The following is a 17,207-nucleotide window of genomic DNA, read 5'->3' as shown; positions in this document are numbered from 1 at the left end:
CTGATTTGTTGCTTTGCGGAGACTTTATTGAGACTTGCTGTGCTCAAACGCAAACAAATTCCTTGACGCATCAGCTTTGTGAGGAACTGTAGAGCTGGCACAACGAACTCGTCCGTGACCACCTTGCCTGCCCTACCCCGGCCGCATAGATTGGAGGACGCGCACTCAGCAATGAGCCGTTCCTGCCAACCACCGAAGGAGCACGATCATGCATTCGATGTCTGCTGCCCTGTCCGATTTTGCCCGCCGCACCGCTGCCGCCTTCTCTCGTCCCACGCCCGCCAACCGTCCGCGACGCGGCATGCTGCTGGGCGGCGTTGCGCTGGCCATTGCCCTCGCCCTGCCCGGCCACCAGGTCCGGGCCCAGGACTGGCCGACCGAGCACTGGACCGGCACCTGGGGCGCGGCCCCGGCCGGACCGCCGTCGCCCGCCAACCTGCAGACCTTCACCGACCAGACGGTGCGCCTGATCGTCCACACCAGCATCGGCGGCAACCGCGTGCGCATTCGCGTGTCCAACGAGTTCGGCACCACGCCCTTGACAGTCGGCGCCGCCCGCATCGGCCTGCGCGCCACCGGTTCCGACGTCGCGCCAGGCACCGACCGCGCCCTCACCTTCAGCGGCAATGCCTCGATCACGATTCCGGCCGGCGCCCCGGTCCTGTCCGATCCGGTCGAACTCAACGTGCCGGCGCTGGCCGACCTCGCGATCAGCCTCTACCTGCCGGGCACGGCCGAGGCGAACACGATCCACAACATTGCCTCCCAAACGAACTACGTCTCGCTGCCGGGCAATTTCACCGCAGCCGCCACCCTCCCCGTGCAGCGCACGATCACCTTCTGGCCATTCCTGACGGAGGTCGACGTGGACAGCGCCGGCCCCTCGATCGTAACCCTGGGCGACTCGATCACGGACGGCACCCGCAGTACGATCGACACCAATAACCGCTGGCCCGACTGGCTGGCCCGCCGCCTGCAGACCGTGCGCGACCCGGTGCTTGGGGTCAACGGCCGCCTGGGCGTGGTCAACCGCGGCATCAGCGGCAACCGCCTGCTGAGCATCAACCCGGCCAACCTGCTGTCGGGCCGCGGCATCCTCGAGCGTTTTGATCGCGACGTGCTGGCCACCGCCGGCGTGCGCTACATGACACTGATGATCGGCATTAACGACATCGGCAACAGCCCGGCCACCAATCCGATTCCCGCGGCCGACCTGATCGCCGGCTACCGCCAGGTCATCGCACGCGCCCACGCCAGGGGTATCGCCGTGTTCGGCGCCACCCTGACGCCCTTCGAAGGTGCGGGCTACTACTCGCCCGAGAAGGAAGTCGTGCGCGCGGCGGTGAACAACTGGATCCGTTCGAGCGACGAGTTCGACGGCGTGATCGACTTCGACCTCGCCACGCGCGATCCGTCGCACCCGACCCGCTTCCTGCCGGCCTATGACAGCGGGGATCACCTGCACCCGAACGACCTGGGCTACCAGGCGATGGGCAATGCGGTGCCGCTGACGCTGTTCCGGTCGCTGGGGGCTGCGGGGGTGAAGGCGGTGCAGAAGAAGTCTGCTGCCACCGTCGAGTGAGGGATGCGAGCCGCCAGTCGAGCTGGCGGCTCCGCCCGGCTTATTTGGCGATCAGCACCAGGAAGGTTGGCGCCCCATCGGTGGCCCCAGGGTTCTGGATACTATTGCAATTTCCTGATTGCTACAACGGCGACTGCGTGCCGCGGCCCGAGGCTAGGTCGACGGCGCGACCGCCTCGCCATCCGGCCGACGTAGCTTCTTGCGCTGCTCGAGCAGCGCCCCTGTGCCCGTGACCTGGTCGATGGCCTTGATCAGTGCACTCATGCGCGCGCTCGGGATGGCGGGGCCGACACAGCCGGCGTAAAGCACGACGCTTTTATTGCGCTGCCCATGGTCCCGGGTCACGTGGAAACTGAGGGTCGACATATCGGTGATCGCGCCTTTGCATCCCTCGTCCCCGTCCTGGTAGCTATCGCGCATCTCATCGACGCGCGCGTCGCGCAGCGCCTGTGCGATCTGCGCCAGGCCGCGCCTGTCGATGCGGGATTCATGCGGGCCGCCCGTACGCTCGAAGTCCGGGCCGGAATGACGCACCCGTCCGTCGGATGCAATCTCGAGCTCGAAGACGGAGCAGTCGAACAGGCAGGCCGATTGCTCGAACGTGAGCGTATCGAAGTCCGTGAACGGCTCCGGCGCCTTGGGCTCGCGCGAGCCGGCGTTCGAACACCCCGCCAGCAGCGCGGCCAGCGTGAGGATGGTCCGTGTGCGTGCTGATCTCATGGAAGTATTCCGAGTATGTTCGGCAGATTCACTGGCCGTAGTCCCTTGAAATATACATGCCTTCGCTTGCGAAGGAAAAATGCTACACAACTGGTGCGTCTGCTTCCGACCCAAGGCGGGCAGTCAGCTAGACGGGATCCAAATCTGAAGGGAACCGACTAGCTTCCAGCCACTCTTCAGGGTTAAGGCCGTTGGCTTTATCCCGGCGGTGCCATGCGCGGTTTAAATGAGAGAACACGTGCCCGAGCTGTATCCGCAGATCAGCCTCGTCGAAGTCTTCTGTCCCGTTCATATCAGAAATCAGAGCGGCTAGATGCTCATACGCATCGTCAAGTTCATACATCAGCCCGGCCCACTCGACCGGCGCGCTTTTCTGGTTTATCAATGTCACTCCAGTACGTTTGGACTGTCATCTTCTCGGAGCGTGTCGGACGTCCGCTTCTGGGCCGAGTGCGGACCTATTCCGCAGGCTCCTTATACAGGTCCATGATTGCGGCATCATTTGCCTCGCTCGCCTGCTTTAGAGCGAAGCCTTGCAGCCGCATGCGCTTCTTCATATCTCGTACTTTGGCGACTAGTTCCGGGCTTGCGCAACCCGCCTTCCTGAAATAGCTCACCCTTGCTTCTACTTTATCGGCGCTCTGTTTCGAGCGTTTCTCTTCGTCGAAAAGCTGCTGGTCGTGAGGGCTCAACACCGTGTCGGACGAGAGCTTCCATAGCTGATTCCAGTAATTCTGCTCGGCCACTGTGAAAAGCTTGCATCTTTTGCCAGCGAACATGACGGCGTCGTACTCCAATCCCTGCTCGACCAGGGTTGGAAGAGCGACCTTGGTCTGCGTGAACATTTCTGCTGGTGTAGGCGCAGTGGGCTGCGCGGACACGGGTGTCGCAGCGCTTGATGCGAGCGCTGCCCAGACAGGTAGTACGGTAGTCAAAATTCTGCGCATACCTCTCTCCATGACTGACCTGACTTCATGATTGCAAGCCAGAGGTTGTTATACGGTTGCCTACGAGCACTGAAAACCTGTGTTTTCGCGACCGTGATATCGTCAAATTCGCGTTCTGGGGTGCCAGTGATTACGCTCCGCTTTCGCAAGCGCATTATTGTCGCTTTCGCTTTTTGTGCGCCAGTGAATCCATCTTGACCGACATAAAAGGAACAGCATGAACCGTTTTAAAGAAAAAACCGTACTCGTCACCGGCGCCGCGTCCGGCATCGGCCTGGCGACCGCCCGCCGCTTTCTCGATGAAGGCGCCCATGTCGTCATGCTCGACATCGACGAAGCCAGCCTCAAGAAAGCCGCCGCCGGACTGCCGCAGGACCGCGTCCTGGTACAGGTCGGCGATACCGCCGACAAGGAAACGGCAACCACCGCAGTCAAGGCGGCCGTCGACCGTTTTGGCGGGTTGCATGTCCTGATCAACAACGCCGGCATGGCAACCGAAGGCAACATCATGAAGACCAGCGAAGAGGACTTCGAACGCGTCATGGCGGTCAACGTGACCGGCTACTTCCACATGGCCAAGGCGGCGATGCCGGAACTCGTCAAAGTCAAAGGTTCGATCGTCATGACCTCCTCCGTCTCGGGACTCGGCGGCGACTGGAATACCTTCGCCTACAACACCTCGAAGGGCGCGGTCAGCAACATGGTGCGCGCGATGGCGCTGGACGCGGGCAAGGATGGGGTGCGGGTCAACGCGGTCAATCCGAGCTTCACGAAAACCGGCATGACCGAGGATATGCTGAAGGACGCCGAACTGGTCGCCAAGTTCAAGGAACGCATGCCGCTCGGCGCGCCCGAAGATCCGGAAGGCGTTGCGGCAGTCATGGCCTTCCTCGCGAGCGAGGATGCGCGCCTGATCACCGGCGTCAACTTGCCGGTGGATGCGGGTGTGACGGCGTCCAACGGACAGCCGCCGATGTAAGGATTTCTCCGCGGGGTACTTGTGCAATACCTGATGGCCGCAACGCCAGTTCAGCTGGGCGCCCTGGCGCCCGGTCGCATGACCAGGAAATTGCCTTCGTCCGCGACCAGCGCCCACCCTTCCCGCTCATAGAAGCGTCGCGCCGCCGTATTGGTGCGGAACACGCGCAGGTAGAGGCCACGCCCGCGCGCCTTGCTCTCCGCCAGGATCGCCGACAGCAGGCGCGCGCCCACACCACATGAGCGCGCTGCGGGATCCAGTATCAGCATGCTCAGGTAGTCCTCGTCCGCTTCCCTGTCGATCTGCAGGTAGCCGGCAACGCGGCCGTCCAGCTCGACCACCCGCGTCGACATGGCAAGGAAGGCCTGTTCGAAATAGGCCTGCTGCCAGTCGGCGTCCCATCCCCAGATGGTCTCGATATGCTGCCGCAGCGCTTCTTCGTACAGTTGCCAGATGGCGGGCTTGTCGTCGTCGCGGGCCGGCCGCGCGGAAACGAAGGGGCTTATGTTGTCGCGCATTAGCCCCCACCCGTCTTCGACTGCGTCGGCAGCGGCGTCCCCACCTTCCACGTGCGCGACAGCGCCTGCGCCTCCTCGATCTGCTCCTGCGTCATCGTCTTGGCGATCGCCGCGCGCTGCCCCACCGCATTGTGGTTGCCGCCCGCCGCGGCGAGATTCCACAGCATATAGGCAATTACCGGGTCGCCGGGCACGCCGGCGACGTGGTAGCGGTACATCAGCCCCAGCGCATGCTGCGCCTCGCCATGGCCCTGCTCGGCAGCGCGGCGGAACCAGTTGACGGCCAGCTTCTGGTCCTGCGGCACGGCGTTGCCCGTGTAGTACATGGCGCCGACGACATATTGCGCGTCGGCCTTGCCCTGCTGCGCGGCCTTCAGGTGCCACTGGAAGGCCTGCTTGTAGTCGCGCGTGACGCCGCGGCCCATGTAATACATCAGGCCCAGCAGGTGCTGGGCCTCGGCATTGCCGGCGCGCGCCAGGGGCGCGATCTCTTTCAGCGCCTGCGCGTAATTGCGCGCGTTGTACGCGCTCGCCCCTTCGGGGAAACCTGCCAGTGCCGTACCAGGGGGGCCGAGACTCAGGCCAAGCGCCAGCAGGATCGCTACAGTAATTTTTTTCATTGTCTCGTGCGTGGATCGGTCTTGTCGCCTACCTTGTTTGCTCCGAAATTCGCTTATTTCCAGCTGACCTTGCCCAGTCCGTCGACGCTCACCCGGCGATTGAGCGGCTTGCCGTAGACTGTGACCGAACCCATGCCCGACAGGTTCAGGTTGGCGCTCTGGTGCGCGGTCACCGTGGCATTGCCCAGGCCCGACAGTTCGAGCGTGACGCTGTCGGCCGAAAAGGCCTGCCCGTCCAGCCCGCCCAGTCCGCCCAGCTCGGCCTTCAGCGACTTGCTGCGCCCGGCCAGGGTCACGTAGCCGGCGCCCTGCAGGTCGAGCGTGATGCGTTCGCTGTTCATGCCGGACAGCTTCATGCTGCCGACGCCGCCCAGGCTGGCGCTGATGATGCGAAAGTCGGCGTTCACGTTCATCGATCCGGCGCCGTCGAGCGACAGTTCCAGCTCCTCGCCCTTGAAGCCCGTGATCTCGGTGCTGCCCACGCTTTCGGAACTGACTTCGCGCAGGTTCGGCAGCACCATGTCGGCGCGCACCCCGTTCCTGCGCCCCATGCGCATCTCGTGCATCTCGGTGCCGATCACGACCGTGTCGCCGCTTTGCATGGTCGTCATCTGCGCGATCCAGCGCGGGTCGCCGGAGAGCACGAGCGAAGCCGGGCTGCCCTGGCGCACCCGCAGGTCGACCACGCCATCGATCTTGATACGCACCACGCGCGCATCGAGCGGGCGCGTTTCGGTGGTGGTATCGGGCGCGGCCGTTGCCAGGCGCATCAGCGCCAGCATTCCGAGGGCCGCGAGGCCGAACTTCAAGAATTTGTTCATGTGCTTCTCCGTGTTCCGATCCGATGTTCCTGTCCGGACCGCGCATCCGTACTGACGATCGCGGCCAACTTACCAGCAAGCCCTGCCGGGTTCCAGAAAAATGTGAATTCCCGACAATTTTTATACAGTTTGGCAATGAGTTCACTATAACGACCGACCGGCCGCGCCCGGCCCGGATTGCGACAGACTGCAGATTTGCGGGCCTGGACGACAAATTGCAGGGCTCGCCGGCTTGCGCTAAGTCAACATACATACGCAAAAAAGATTACGTTTTGGCATTCCCTTGCGCTAAGATGAAATGCTCCTTTCGCGTGCCCGCGCGGGGAATTTCATTCGACTCAGCCATTCATTTGAGGTCATCAATGCGCATGCGCCAACTTCCCGTCCTGCTGGCCGGGCTCAGCTTGTCCGCCGCCGCCTTAGCTGCTCCAGCTTCGGCAACGGGCGACAAGTGGGACCTGCCGGTCGCCACCAAGAAACTCGACAACGGCCTGACCGTCATCGTCACCGAAGACCACAGTTCGCCCACCGTCGGCGTCTCGGTCGTGTACCACGTCGGCATGCGCCTGGAGCCGAAGAACCGTACCGGCTTCGCCCACCTGTTCGAACACCTGATGTTCCAGGGGACGCCGAACGCGCCGAAGGGCGTGTTCGACAAGACCATCACCGGCGGCGGCGGCCGCAACAACGGCTCGACCCGCGCCGACTTCACGAACTACATCGAGACCGCGCCGGCCTCCTCGCTCGAGCCGATCCTGTGGCTGGAAGCGGACCGCATGAAGACGCTCGACTTCAACAAGGACACGCTGAAGAACCAGCAGGACGTGGTCAAGGAAGAGATCCGCGTGAACGTGAAGAACCAGCCCTACGGCGGCTTCATGTGGATCGACATCGGCCAGCACGCCTTCCAGAAATGGGAGAACAACCACGACGGCTACGGCAGCTTCGAAGACCTCGAGGGCGCGAGTCTCGACGACGTGCGCGCCTTCCACCGCGACTACTACGGCCCGAACAACGCGGTGCTCGCGATCGCCGGCGACGTGACCCCGGCCCAGGGCTTTGCCCTCGCCCAGAAATACTTCGGCGCCATCCCCGCGCGCCCGGTGCCGAAAGGCGGCGACTTCAGCGAGGGCCTGAACAAGGTCGAAAAGCGCGTCCAGCAGGGCGACGCGCTGGCCCAGGTGCCGGCGCTGGCCGCCGCATGGAAGATGCCTGAACGCGGCAGCCGCGACCAGGCGGCGATGGCCGTCCTCGGCGAACTGCTGGCCGGCGGCGACGCCTCGGTCCTGTATCAGGGCCTGGTGAAAGGCCGCGAACTGGCGCTGAATACCGACGTCCTGTTCGGCCTCACCAGCCCGTGGGAATTCGACGGCCCGACCCTGTTCACCGTCTACACGATGTACAAGCCGACGACGAATGCCGACACCATCCTGAACGCGATGGACGAGGAGATCGCGAAGATCGTCAAGGACGGCGTCGACGCGGCCACCCTCAAGCGCGTGAAGACGCGCATGCTGGCCGACTGGAACAACGGCCTGGAGAGCTTCATCAGCCGCGCCGACACCCTGGCGCGCCTGCAGACCCTGTGGGGCGACGCCAACGTCGTCAACAAGATCCCGGGCTGGATCGAAGGCGTGACATCAAGCGACATCCAGCGCGCGGCCTCCACCTACCTGGTGAAGAACAACCGCACCGTCATCGACCGCAAGCCGATCGCCATGGTGGACAAGGTGGACGTGATCGGCACACAGACCGCGCCTGCCGGCGCACAGACCAAGCCGCTTGACGGCGCACGGAAATAAGGAGCGCATCGATGAAAAAACTGATGCTGACACTGGCGATCTCGATGATGTTTGCCCCTGCCGCCTACGCGGCGGATGCGCCGGCGACTGCCAAGGCAGGCGCGATGCCGGCCTACGGCAAGGACAAGCCGATCCCGACACCGAAAATCGTCAAGAAAACCCTCGCCAACGGCATGACCGTCTGGGTCGTGCCCCGTCAAGGCCTGCCGCGCGTGGACTACGTGCTGGCCGTGCGCGGCGCCGGCTATGCCGCCGACGACAGCGCCCATCCGGGCTTTGCCAGCCTGCTGGCCGGGATGATCAACGAAGGCAGCGCCAGGCGCGACTCGCGCGCCATCGCCGAAGCGGCCCAGGGCATGGGCGGCTCGGTGGCGGCCGGCTCGTCCTCGGACGGCATCTCGGTCCAGGCCAATGCCGTCGCGTCGCAGGCGGGGGCGATGATGTCGCTGCTGGCCGAAGTGGCGCGCACGCCGAGCTTCCCGGCCAAGGAAGTCGAGCTGGCCAAGGCCAACGCGCTGCAGGCCCTGCGCGCCGCCGAGGCCACCCCGCGCTTCCGCGCCGAGCGCGCGATCAACGCGGCCGTCTACGGCGAACACCCCTACGGCCACACCCAGCCGACGGAAAGCGCGATCAATTCGGTCACGCAGGAGCTGCTGCGCACCGAGCACGCGAAGCGCTTCCGTCCGGATCGCGCCCTGCTCGTGATCACCGGCCGCATCGGCGAAGCCGAGGCCATGAAGCTGGCGCAGGCCGCCTTCGGCGACTGGAAGGCGGAAGGCCCGGCACTGGCCGAGACCGCACCGGCGCCGCGCGCGGCCAACCCGGCGCGCATCCTGCTGCAGCGCGCCAACAGCGTGCAGTCGACCATCCGCGTCGGCGGCCCCGGCATCCAGGCCAGCGCCGACGAACAGGTGCCGCTGCGCCTGGCCAGCACCATCCTCGGTGGCGGCTTCTCGAGCCGCGTCAACATCAACCTGCGCGAGCAAAAGGGCTATACCTATGGCGCCTCGGCCGGCGCGCGCATGAACCGTGTCGGCGGCGCCATCGTCGGCGGCGCCGACGTGCGCAACGAAGTCACCGGTGCCGCATTGACCGAATACTTCAACGAGTACAAGCGCATCGGCAGCGAGCTGGTCCCGGCGGACGAGATGACGATGAACAAGCGCTACGTCGCTGGCGGCTACCTGATCAGCAACCAGCTGCAGGGGGCAGTGGCCAACACCCTGGCGCAGAACTGGCTGATCGGCCTGCCGCCGGAATTCCTCGGCCAGTACGTGCCGCTGATCCAGAAGGTCACGCCGCAGCAGGTGCGCGAGGTGTCGAAGAAGTATTTCGCACCGGAGGCGCAGTCGATCGTCGTGGTCGGCGACCCGGCCGCGGTCAGCGAGCAGCTCAAGCCCTTCGGCGAGTTCAAGGTAAGCGAGAAGTAAGACCGTTTGTCCGGACCGATGCCCGCCGCGTGCGGGCATTTTTTTATGAGCGCATTGCCTGCCCTTGTGCGGCACGACGCATTCCCACACCTCATCGACTCCATGACCGCAAGCCCTCCCGTCCTGCGTCCCGGCACGCATGCAACGCTCCAGGCGCCGCGCAACTTCGGCATCGACTGCCTGCGCGGCCTGGCCATCCTGCTGGTGATCGTCCATCACCTGGCCCTGCCCTTTCGCCTGCCGCTGGCGCCCAGCCTTGCCGGCGCATGGCTGCCCAAACGCCTGGTCGATGCCCTCAGCTTCAACGGCTACGAGGCCGTGTTCGTCTTTTTCGTGATCTCGGGCTTCCTGATCGCGACCCGCATCATCGAGCGCGATGGCGACCTGGGGCGCGTCGGCCTGCGCCGGTTCTACCTGGCGCGGGCGCGCCGCATCCTGCCCTTGCTCATCCTGGCCCTGGCGCTGCTGACGCTCCTGGCCTGGCTGGGCGTGCCCGGCTTCGCGCCCGAGGAAGGACGGCAGAGTATCAAGGGACTGCTGGGGTCTGCCCTGAGTTTCACCTTCAACTGGTACGAAGGCCGTACCGGCTGGGCGCCCGCAGGCTGGGACGTCCTCTGGTCGCTGTCCATCGAAGAGGCCTTCTACCTGGGCTTCCCCCTGCTTTGCCTGGCGCTGCCGCGGCGCGTCCTGGTCGGCGTGCTGCTGGCCTGGGCGCTGTGCCTTGGACCTTTGCGCTCGCTTGTTCCCGCCGCCGACGAGGTCTGGCGCGAAAAGGCCTACCTGCCCGGCATGGCCGCCATCGCCTGGGGCGTGCTGGCCGCCATGCTCGCCTGCCGCTGGCGTCCGGCGCCGCGCGATGCGCGCGCACTCGCGCTCTTCGGCGCCTTCTGCATCGTGCTGGTCCTCGGCTGGTCCGACCTCGTGCACCGCCATCTGTTCAAGTCCGGCCTGTACGTCCTGTGCGTGGGCAGCTGCTTCCTGCTGCTGGCCTTGCGCGCGCATCCGCCGGCGCCGCGGCGCGGCCTGGGCTGGCTGGCGCGCATGGGTGGCCTGAGCTATGAGCTCTACCTGTCGCATATGTTCATCGTACTGGGGACCGTCGGCCTGTACCGCGCGCTGCTCGGCGAGCTGCAGACCTGGACCTTCGTCGTCTACCTGCCGGTGCTGCTCTGCTGCCTCGCCCTGGCGCTGATCCTGGAACGGATAGGCCGCGCGCTTCCGAAACGGTAAAATGGCGGTTTCCCTCTTCACGCCCTCCCCATGGAACCGATCGACCAGCGTTACCTCGTCCAGCAAAACAAACTCGCCGACGACGGCAAGAAGCCGCCCGTGTTCGCCAAAGTCATGCGCAGCAAGGAGGGCAAGTTCGAAGGCGTCTCCTTCATCAAGAACAAGGAAAAGGCGACCATCATGACGATCGCCGAAGCCCAGGAAGTCATCGACTGGGCCGGCCGCAAGAAGGAAAACGCGCGCGAGTATGCGACGAAAATCATCTGCCTCGGGCAGTAATATGCCTGCTTAGTGCACGAGTGCGCCGCCCTGCGTACGGCGCAGGTCGCACAACACCTGGCGCACCGGCAGGTGCCATTGCAGGTCCGTGTTCGTGTGGTGCCAGGCGTTCTTCGCGTGGTACTCGACGGGGATCGCGCAGTTCGAATTCATCGCCCCGAACCAGTCCAGCTCTCCCATCACGTCGATGATCCTGCGGTAGCGCGGCGGCATGGCGATCGCCGCCGACATCGTGATGATCGCGAGGTCGTCCAGCCCCTCGTCGGCGCCGTCGTCGCGCAGCGCGTACAGCGCTTCCGAAATCACCAGGTTGCCCTTCGAGTGCCCGACCAGGAGCGAGAAATGCGTGCCGGGATCGGCCAGCAGCGTGCACAGCGTGCGCGTGTCGAGGCTGGTGCGGGCGAGGTTCATCGAGGCGGGCATGCTTGCCATCGGATCCCATGCCCGGCCGCGAAACAGGTCGTCGACCTGCTCGAAGGCGTGGCGCATGCGGTTCAGTGTGCCGAACCAGAACCAGCCGCCGGCGGCCTCGGTGACGAGGTCGGCGAGGCCGTAGCCGGAGACCAGCGCCGCCACCGGTTCGCCGAAGGCGTCGGCCACATTGCGGGCAAAGGCGGCCGTGCCGAGGGCCGAGCTGCCGACGCCGGCCACGGTCAGGATGCGCGTGCCGGCCCCGCCGGCTGCGAGGAAGTCGGGGACGGTCGCGCACAGGCGCAGCGCGCCGGCGCCCGAGGGCGGCACGATCAGGAGCGTGCCCTCGCGCGCAAGCCAGGGCGCGACCGTACCGGCCTCGGTGGGCGTGACGACGCCGATGTCGTAGAAGATGCCGTCGAGGACGGCGTTGCGGCGCCGGTAGCCCTCGAGCATCGCTTCGCGCCAGGGCGCCCTGGCCTGGACCACCTCGGCCGGCGTGTTGCGCTTCAGTTGGACGGACGCGAGGACGAGCGGCGCGTTGTGCCTGGTTGTGTCGGGCATGGTATTCCCTCCCCTGCGCTGGCGCGCGTGTGGTCTTCGTAAGAACCTGGGGGAAGGCGGAAGTTCGCGGCTGGGGTGGTTTTTTGGTGACGGCCGGGTAAATTTGGACACGCAGGACGCGTGGGCTCAAGAGCCCACCCTACGGTGCTCGGCCGTTGCAGGGTGGGCATTCGTGCCCACGCGGTGCGGCGCCTGCCTTATCGGGACATCAGCCGCGCAACGCCTTCTCGAGATCCTCCAGCTCGGCCGGTTTGACCAGGTGCGCATCGAAGCCCGCTTCCTGCGCGCGGCGCCGGTCTTCGGGCGAGCCGTAGCCGGTGTGCGCGACCAGGCGGATGTGGGCCAGCTGCGGGTTACTCTTGATCATGCGCGCCAGCTGGTAGCCGTCCGCGCCCGGCAAGCCGATGTCGAGCACGATCACCTGCGGCCGGTGGGCCAGCGCCAGCGTCTCGATCTGGCTGGCGTCCGACGTGGTCCAGGTCTCGTGCCCCATCTCGGCCAACAGGAAGCCCATCATCTCCATGGCGTCGACGTTGTCGTCGACCAGCAGCACGCGCAGGCCGGCGGCCGCGCCGCCCTGCTCCTGTGCGGAACCCACGGCGCACTCGTTGCCCGTCGTGCGCAGCACCGGCAGCTCCACCGTAAAAGTGCTGCCCATGCCGATGCCGGGGCTCTCGGCGCGCAACTGGCCGCCGTGCATCTCGAGCAGGCGCGAGACCAGCGACAGGCCGATGCCGAGGCCCTCCGGCGCGCGGTCGGGCGGCACCGCCGCCTGGGCGAACATGCCGAAGATGCGAGGCAGGTTGTCCTCCGCTATGCCGATGCCGTTGTCGTGGACCGAGATGTGGACGTTCTCCCCGTGCAGCGTGACGGCGAGCGTGATTTCTCCGCCCTTCGGAGTGAACTTGGCGGCGTTGTGCAGCAGGTTGCCCATCGACTGCGCCAGGCGCACCGGATCGCCCGCGACCCAGACCTGGCAGTCCGGCTGGCGCACCTCGAGCTTGTGCGCGCGCGCCCCGATCAGCGGCCCGGCGGTTTCGAGCGCCTGTTCGATGACGGCGCCGAGATTGACCTCTTCGCGGCGCAGCACGATCTTGCCTTCCGAAATACGGGCGACGTCGAGCAGGTCGTCGACCAGGTGCGCCAGATGGTCGACCTGGCGCAGGATGACTTCGCGCGCATGCGCGTGACGCCCGCCCGCGTTCTCGCCGCCGACGCCGAGCAGCGTGGCCGCGTTGCGGATCGGGCTCAATGGGTTGCGCAGTTCGTGCGCCAGCGTGGCCAGGAACTGGTTCTTGTTGGCGTCGGCCGCGCGCAGGAGCGCTTCCATTTCCTTGCGCGCCGAGATGTCGCTCGTGATCCGGGCCACGCGGTACACCTCGCCGCGCGCGTTACGTACCGCGAAGACGCGGTCACGCACCCAGCGCATCGCGCCGTCGGGCAGCATCAGGCGGAATTCCTCGTCATAGTGCGGCTGGGTCGCCAGGATCGCCCAGCGCCCCGCCAGGCGCGCGCGATCGTCCGGATGCACGACCTCGAGCCAGCTTGCATGGTGGCGCTTGAGCGTATCCACGCTGCGGCCCCAGATCGTCGCGTAGGCCGGGCTGACATAGGCCAGCACGCCGTCCGGCGCCGAGAACATCCAGAACACGTCTTCGATGTTGTCGGTCAGCTGGCGAAAGCGCTCTTCTCCCTCGCGCAGCGCGTCCTGGGTCTGGCGCATGCGCAGCAGCGCGTTGACGTTGGCAATGAGCTCGTCGGACTCGATCGGCGCGGCCAGGTAGTTGTCGGCGCCGCCTTCCAGGCCGCGGATCTTGTCGGCGCGCCCGGTCAGCGCGGCCGAGGTCTGCAGCACCAGCACGCAGTTGGTGTCGGGGTCGGCCTTGATGCGCCGGCAGACCTCGATGCCGTTGATGTCGGGGAGCTTTACGTCCAGCAGCACCAGCGCCGGATTGTCCTCGCGGACCATCGCCAGCGCGTCGGTGCCGTTCGCCGCTTCGATCACCTTGAAGCCGGCGCTATGCAGGATGCGGGTCTTGGCGTAGCGCGCGCCATCGTTGTCGTCGACGTTGAGGATCAGGGGTGGATGTGCAGTCATGTTTCGGTTTCGTCAAGCGTCTGGCGGCGACGGATGGGGGAATTGACGCGGCAGCGTCAACATGAAAGTCGAGCCGACACCGGGACGGCTGGTGACGTCGACGCGCCCGCCCAGCAGTTCGGCGAGGCGCCGGCACAGCGGCAGGCCCAGGCCCGTGCCCTTGCTCTTTCGCTGCAGCGGGTTTTCCACCTGGGTGAACTCCTCGAAGATGAGCTGCAGGTGCTCGGCGTCGATGCCGATGCCGGTATCGGTGACGGCGAAGGTCAGCATGTCGGACCCGGGATCGTGCGCCGCGCTGACGCGCACCGAGCCCTGCTCGGTGAACTTGAGCGCGTTCGAAATGAAGTTGCGCAGGATCTGGGACAGCATGCCCTCGTCCGATTCGAAGGCGTCCTCGATGCCGCCGTTGTCGAACACCAGTTCGACCCGATCGGCATCGACCAGGGGGCGCATCATGCCCTTCAGTGCGCGGAACAGGTTCTCGACCACGACCGGCTCCGGATGCGCCTCCACGCGTCCCGCTTCGATCTTGGCGAGGTCCAGCAGGTCGTTGACCAGTTCCGACATATCGGTGGCGGTGCGCTCGATCAGGTAGACCTGGCGCTCCTGCTCTTCGGTCAGGTCGCCGTCCATGCGGTCGAGCAGGAGTTTCGACAAGGCGCGGATCGAGGACAGCGGCGTGCGCAGCTCGTGACTCGTATTCGAGAGAAAGCGCGACTTCATCTCGTCCGCGCGGCGCAGGTGCTCGGCCTTGTCCTCGATCTCCGCATACAGGGCGACGATGCCGCGGTTGGTGTCTTCCAGTTCGCGCGTGAGCGACATCAGATCCTCCTGGCGTTCGCGCAGCTCGGCCAGGGTCTCGACCAGTTCGCGGTTCTGCTGCTGCACTTCCTCCCACGAGTTGCCGGCCGGCGCGGCGGCCAGTTCGCTGGCGATCTGCGCCAGGCGCGTCGGGCTGACCGGCAGCTGGGGCGGCAGCGCCTTCTGCATGCGGATGGCCGGACCGGCGCCGCCGCCGTCGGCGACGCAGGTGTCCATCAGGCGGTGCGCCGTGACCAGCGCGGCGTCGGCAAGCGCCGCCGCTTCGGTATGCGCCGCGGGTGCCTGTGCGGCGCTGACCGTCACCTCGAGCTGCTGGCGCGTTTGCTGGTCGTGCAGCACGAAGGTGGCGCGCGCCTTGACGCCGGCATGGCAGGCGGCACGCGCCACTTCCGACACGGCGGTCGCGATGCGCACCTGGTCCTGCTTGGCAAAGCCAAGCATGCTGGAAATCTGGCGCGCGCGCTGGCGCACCAGCACCACATCCTTGTCGCTCTCGAGGGCGACGGCCAGGATGCGCTGGCTCATTGCTGTCCCCCCGCGCGCCCCTCGCGGCGGCGCACCACCAGCACCATCGCATCGTCGCGGCGGCGGATGAAGTCGCGCATCAGCATCGCGGCCACCAGCGCCGGACTGCGCGCCAGCAGGCCCGGATATTTATCCAGGTCCCACTGGGTCTGGAGCCCGTCCGAGTGCATGACGACCAGGGCGCCGGGCGGACAAGGCGCGCTGAATTCCTGCACCTTGCGCATGTTGTGGCCGACGATACCGTTGTGCGACACCAGCGCGCGCCGCGCGTCGCCGTCAATCACATAGGCGCCGATGTTGCCGATGCCGGCAAAGCGGATCGTGTCGTTCTCGAAATCGATGCGCGCCGCTGCCAGCGCCGCGCCGCGCGTGCTGCGCAAGGCCTCATGCGCCGCGTCCACCAGCTGCCCCGGTTCCGAAGCGGGCAGGCGCGCGAGCTGCCGGAGTGCCGCCTGCGCCGCGGCCGCGGCCTGCGGACCGTGGCCGAGGCCATCGGCCGCGATCAGGGTCGCGCCGGTGGCGTTGCAGGCCACGCCCCAGCCGTCGCCGCACTCGTCCTCGCCGGACAGCGGCACCGTCAGCGCGCCGACATCGACCCGGCACAGGCCGGGCGCGGCTTCGTCGCGCCACAGGCGCATGAAAAACAGGGCCCCGTTGCCGGGCGTCGAGTAGACGTCGAATTCGTCGGACAGGCGGCGCAGCGCCCCCAGCCCGGTACCCGAGGTGCCGGCCGTGGACATGCCGTCGCGCAGGCAGGCGTCGAGGTCGGCGATGCCGGGGCCGCTGTCCACGGCCAGCACGTCCACCCCGGGCACGCCTTCGGACTGGGCCACGTTCAGGTAGAGCATGCCTTCACCGGCATGCTTGAGCAGGTTGGTGCCGGCCTCGGTGACGATCAGCGCCAGCGTGCCGGCGCGCGGTTCGTCGAAACCGAGTTCGATCGCCAGTTTCTGCCCGGCGCGCCGGGCAGCGGCGATGTCGCTGGCGTGCACGATCGGGTAGGCATGCTGGGTGTTCAGGGAACTGATCAGCGTTTCCATTTTACGACCGCGATTGCGGTCCCCTCTCCGGAACGGGTGTCGATCTCGAATTCGTCAACCAGGCGCTTCGAGCCGCCCAGGCCGAGGCCCAGGCCGCCGCCGGTGGTATAGCCGTCGCGCAGTGCCATGTCGAGGTCGGGAATGCCGGGACCGGCATCGACGAACACGAGGCCGACGCCCTGGCGCAGGCCGTCGGCCAGCTTGTCCAGGTGCGCGGCGCCGCCGCCGCCGTACTTGATCGTATTCCTCGCCAGTTCGCTGGCCGCAGTGATCAGCTTGGTCTGGTCGACCAGCGACAGCCCGATCGCGACGGCGCGCTCGCGCACCTGCTTGCGCAGGCCGACCACGTCCTCGTCTCCGCGCAGCGGCAGGCTGACGCGCTCGACGCGCCGCCTGGCGTAACGCTCCAGCAAATCGGTCTCGAATCCAACTGCGGAATCAGTCGCAGTGCTCATCTATTCAGGTTCTTTCCGAGCAGGGTCATGCCCTTCTCGACGTTCAGCGCGGTTTTCACGCCATGCAGGGTCAGGCCGAGCTCGACCAGGGTAATCGCGACGGCCGGCTGCATGCCGACCACCACCGTCTGGGCGTCGAGCACGCGCGCCATCGCCGCCGTGTTGCTGATCATACGCCCGATGAAGGAATCGACCAGGTCGAGCGCCGAGATGTCGATCAGCACGCCTTTGGCGCTATCGCGCACGATACGCTCGGTCAAATCGTCCTGCAAGGTCATGGCAAGGCGGTCGTGCATGTCGACCTGGATGGTGACCAGCAGCAGGTCACCCATCCGCAGGATAGGAATGCGTTCCATCGTCGTTC

At 66.2% G+C, this 17,207-nt stretch carries 18 protein-coding genes; 6 read left to right on the top strand and 12 right to left on the bottom strand.

Features of this window, described 5'->3' with window-relative positions:
* The first annotated feature begins 208 nt into the window (after positions 1–208).
* Positions 209–1,582, top strand: a complete 1,374-nt coding sequence (locus tag ACI48I_RS06030) for an SGNH/GDSL hydrolase family protein (RefSeq protein ID WP_498573620.1) — start codon at positions 209–211, stop codon at positions 1,580–1,582.
* A gap of 153 nt (positions 1,583–1,735) precedes the next feature.
* On the opposite strand, the gene ACI48I_RS06025 is transcribed toward ACI48I_RS06030, so the two are convergent.
* From ACI48I_RS06025 to ACI48I_RS06015, 3 genes are all read right to left on the bottom strand, one after another.
* Positions 1,736–2,302: a DUF6438 domain-containing protein gene (locus ACI48I_RS06025; protein WP_498573619.1), complete on the bottom strand. Its 567-nt coding sequence runs from the start codon at positions 2,300–2,302 to the stop codon at positions 1,736–1,738.
* A gap of 127 nt (positions 2,303–2,429) precedes the next feature.
* Positions 2,430–2,687, bottom strand: a complete 258-nt coding sequence (locus ACI48I_RS06020) for a hypothetical protein (RefSeq protein WP_193685037.1) — start codon at positions 2,685–2,687, stop codon at positions 2,430–2,432.
* Positions 2,688–2,760: 73 nt separating this feature from the next.
* Complete coding sequence (locus tag ACI48I_RS06015; RefSeq protein ID WP_498573618.1) at positions 2,761–3,147, bottom strand: hypothetical protein; 387 nt, start codon at positions 3,145–3,147, stop codon at positions 2,761–2,763.
* 319 nt (positions 3,148–3,466) lie between these two features.
* Here ACI48I_RS06015 and budC point away from each other — a divergent pair, with 319 nt between their 5' ends.
* The gene (budC, locus tag ACI48I_RS06010) at positions 3,467–4,228 is read left to right on the top strand and encodes a meso-2,3-butanediol dehydrogenase (RefSeq protein WP_498573617.1); all 762 of its coding nucleotides are present in this window, start codon (positions 3,467–3,469) and stop codon (positions 4,226–4,228) included.
* Between the two features lie 50 nt (positions 4,229–4,278).
* On the opposite strand, the gene ACI48I_RS06005 is transcribed toward budC, so the two are convergent.
* Genes ACI48I_RS06005 through ACI48I_RS05995 form a run of 3 tightly spaced genes read right to left on the bottom strand, consistent with a single transcriptional unit; the run spans position 4,279 to position 6,187 of the window.
* Complete coding sequence (locus tag ACI48I_RS06005) at positions 4,279–4,746, bottom strand: GNAT family N-acetyltransferase (RefSeq protein WP_498573616.1); 468 nt, start codon at positions 4,744–4,746, stop codon at positions 4,279–4,281.
* Positions 4,746–5,366 carry a tetratricopeptide repeat protein gene (locus tag ACI48I_RS06000; protein WP_498573615.1) on the bottom strand — a complete coding sequence of 207 codons (621 nt, stop codon included), beginning with the start codon at positions 5,364–5,366 and terminating at the stop codon, positions 4,746–4,748. The genes ACI48I_RS06005 and ACI48I_RS06000 overlap by 1 nt, the downstream gene beginning before the upstream one ends.
* A 53-nt stretch (positions 5,367–5,419) precedes the next feature.
* A complete protein-coding gene (locus ACI48I_RS05995) occupies positions 5,420–6,187 on the bottom strand; it encodes a GIN domain-containing protein (RefSeq protein ID WP_498573614.1) in 768 nt (255 codons plus the stop codon).
* Positions 6,188–6,555: 368 nt separating this feature from the next.
* Between ACI48I_RS05995 and ACI48I_RS05990 the strand changes: the two genes are divergently transcribed.
* From ACI48I_RS05990 to ACI48I_RS05975, 4 genes are all read left to right on the top strand, one after another.
* On the top strand, positions 6,556–7,989 hold the full coding sequence (locus tag ACI48I_RS05990) for a M16 family metallopeptidase (RefSeq protein ID WP_498573613.1): 1,434 nt from the start codon (positions 6,556–6,558) through the stop codon (positions 7,987–7,989).
* Positions 7,990–8,000: 11 nt separating this feature from the next.
* Positions 8,001–9,419: a M16 family metallopeptidase gene (locus ACI48I_RS05985; RefSeq protein WP_498573612.1), complete on the top strand. Its 1,419-nt coding sequence runs from the start codon at positions 8,001–8,003 to the stop codon at positions 9,417–9,419.
* A gap of 102 nt (positions 9,420–9,521) precedes the next feature.
* A complete protein-coding gene (locus ACI48I_RS05980) occupies positions 9,522–10,649 on the top strand; it encodes an acyltransferase family protein (RefSeq protein ID WP_498573611.1) in 1,128 nt (375 codons plus the stop codon).
* A gap of 30 nt (positions 10,650–10,679) precedes the next feature.
* On the top strand, positions 10,680–10,928 hold the full coding sequence (locus ACI48I_RS05975; protein ID WP_193685028.1) for a hypothetical protein: 249 nt from the start codon (positions 10,680–10,682) through the stop codon (positions 10,926–10,928).
* Positions 10,929–10,937: 9 nt separating this feature from the next.
* On the opposite strand, the gene ACI48I_RS05970 is transcribed toward ACI48I_RS05975, so the two are convergent.
* From ACI48I_RS05970 to ACI48I_RS05945, 6 genes are all read right to left on the bottom strand, one after another.
* Positions 10,938–11,903: a hypothetical protein gene (locus ACI48I_RS05970; RefSeq protein ID WP_193685027.1), complete on the bottom strand. Its 966-nt coding sequence runs from the start codon at positions 11,901–11,903 to the stop codon at positions 10,938–10,940.
* Positions 11,904–12,111: 208 nt separating this feature from the next.
* Positions 12,112–14,001 (bottom strand): hybrid sensor histidine kinase/response regulator, encoded by a 1,890-nt coding sequence (locus ACI48I_RS05965; RefSeq protein ID WP_193685026.1) that lies wholly within the window; start codon positions 13,999–14,001, stop codon positions 12,112–12,114.
* A 12-nt stretch (positions 14,002–14,013) separates the two neighbouring features.
* Positions 14,014–15,348, bottom strand: coding sequence for an ATP-binding protein (locus ACI48I_RS05960; protein ID WP_498573610.1), 1,335 nt, complete (start codon positions 15,346–15,348; stop codon positions 14,014–14,016).
* Positions 15,345–16,388 carry an ATP-binding SpoIIE family protein phosphatase gene (locus ACI48I_RS05955; protein WP_498573609.1) on the bottom strand — a complete coding sequence of 348 codons (1,044 nt, stop codon included), beginning with the start codon at positions 16,386–16,388 and terminating at the stop codon, positions 15,345–15,347. Before ACI48I_RS05955 ends, ACI48I_RS05960 begins: the two co-directional genes overlap by 4 nt.
* Positions 16,376–16,843: an ATP-binding protein gene (locus tag ACI48I_RS05950; RefSeq protein WP_498573608.1), complete on the bottom strand. Its 468-nt coding sequence runs from the start codon at positions 16,841–16,843 to the stop codon at positions 16,376–16,378. The genes ACI48I_RS05955 and ACI48I_RS05950 overlap by 13 nt, the downstream gene beginning before the upstream one ends.
* Complete coding sequence (locus tag ACI48I_RS05945) at positions 16,840–17,199, bottom strand: STAS domain-containing protein (protein WP_193685023.1); 360 nt, start codon at positions 17,197–17,199, stop codon at positions 16,840–16,842. Before ACI48I_RS05945 ends, ACI48I_RS05950 begins: the two co-directional genes overlap by 4 nt.
* Between the last annotated feature and the right edge of the window lie 8 nt (positions 17,200–17,207).

This window comes from Massilia sp. LXY-5 (assembly GCF_059801075.1).
The sequence above is the reverse complement of the archived record's forward strand: the minus strand, read 5'-3'. Positions and strand labels throughout refer to the sequence as shown.

What these genes read in the sequence shown, in the direction of transcription:
- ACI48I_RS05970 (WP_193685027.1), bottom strand. Translation starts at nt 11,903, where the DNA reads ATGCCCGACACAACCAGGCACAACGCGCCGCTCGTCCTCGCGTCCGTC.
- ACI48I_RS05955 (WP_498573609.1), bottom strand. Translation starts at nt 16,388, where the DNA reads ATGGAAACGCTGATCAGTTCCCTGAACACCCAGCATGCCTACCCGATC.
- ACI48I_RS05980 (WP_498573611.1), top strand. Translation starts at nt 9,522, where the DNA reads ATGACCGCAAGCCCTCCCGTCCTGCGTCCCGGCACGCATGCAACGCTC.
- ACI48I_RS05990 (WP_498573613.1), top strand. Translation starts at nt 6,556, where the DNA reads ATGCGCCAACTTCCCGTCCTGCTGGCCGGGCTCAGCTTGTCCGCCGCC.
- ACI48I_RS06005 (WP_498573616.1), bottom strand. Translation starts at nt 4,746, where the DNA reads ATGCGCGACAACATAAGCCCCTTCGTTTCCGCGCGGCCGGCCCGCGAC.
- ACI48I_RS05960 (WP_498573610.1), bottom strand. Translation starts at nt 15,348, where the DNA reads ATGAGCCAGCGCATCCTGGCCGTCGCCCTCGAGAGCGACAAGGATGTG.
- budC (WP_498573617.1), top strand. Translation starts at nt 3,467, where the DNA reads ATGAACCGTTTTAAAGAAAAAACCGTACTCGTCACCGGCGCCGCGTCC.
- ACI48I_RS06000 (WP_498573615.1), bottom strand. Translation starts at nt 5,366, where the DNA reads ATGAAAAAAATTACTGTAGCGATCCTGCTGGCGCTTGGCCTGAGTCTC.
- ACI48I_RS06025 (WP_498573619.1), bottom strand. Translation starts at nt 2,302, where the DNA reads ATGAGATCAGCACGCACACGGACCATCCTCACGCTGGCCGCGCTGCTG.
- ACI48I_RS05985 (WP_498573612.1), top strand. Translation starts at nt 8,001, where the DNA reads ATGAAAAAACTGATGCTGACACTGGCGATCTCGATGATGTTTGCCCCT.
- ACI48I_RS05945 (WP_193685023.1), bottom strand. Translation starts at nt 17,199, where the DNA reads ATGGAACGCATTCCTATCCTGCGGATGGGTGACCTGCTGCTGGTCACC.
- ACI48I_RS06015 (WP_498573618.1), bottom strand. Translation starts at nt 3,147, where the DNA reads ATGTTCACGCAGACCAAGGTCGCTCTTCCAACCCTGGTCGAGCAGGGA.
- ACI48I_RS06030 (WP_498573620.1), top strand. Translation starts at nt 209, where the DNA reads ATGCATTCGATGTCTGCTGCCCTGTCCGATTTTGCCCGCCGCACCGCT.
- ACI48I_RS05965 (WP_193685026.1), bottom strand. Translation starts at nt 14,001, where the DNA reads ATGACTGCACATCCACCCCTGATCCTCAACGTCGACGACAACGATGGC.
- ACI48I_RS05975 (WP_193685028.1), top strand. Translation starts at nt 10,680, where the DNA reads ATGGAACCGATCGACCAGCGTTACCTCGTCCAGCAAAACAAACTCGCC.
- ACI48I_RS05995 (WP_498573614.1), bottom strand. Translation starts at nt 6,187, where the DNA reads ATGAACAAATTCTTGAAGTTCGGCCTCGCGGCCCTCGGAATGCTGGCG.
- ACI48I_RS05950 (WP_498573608.1), bottom strand. Translation starts at nt 16,843, where the DNA reads ATGAGCACTGCGACTGATTCCGCAGTTGGATTCGAGACCGATTTGCTG.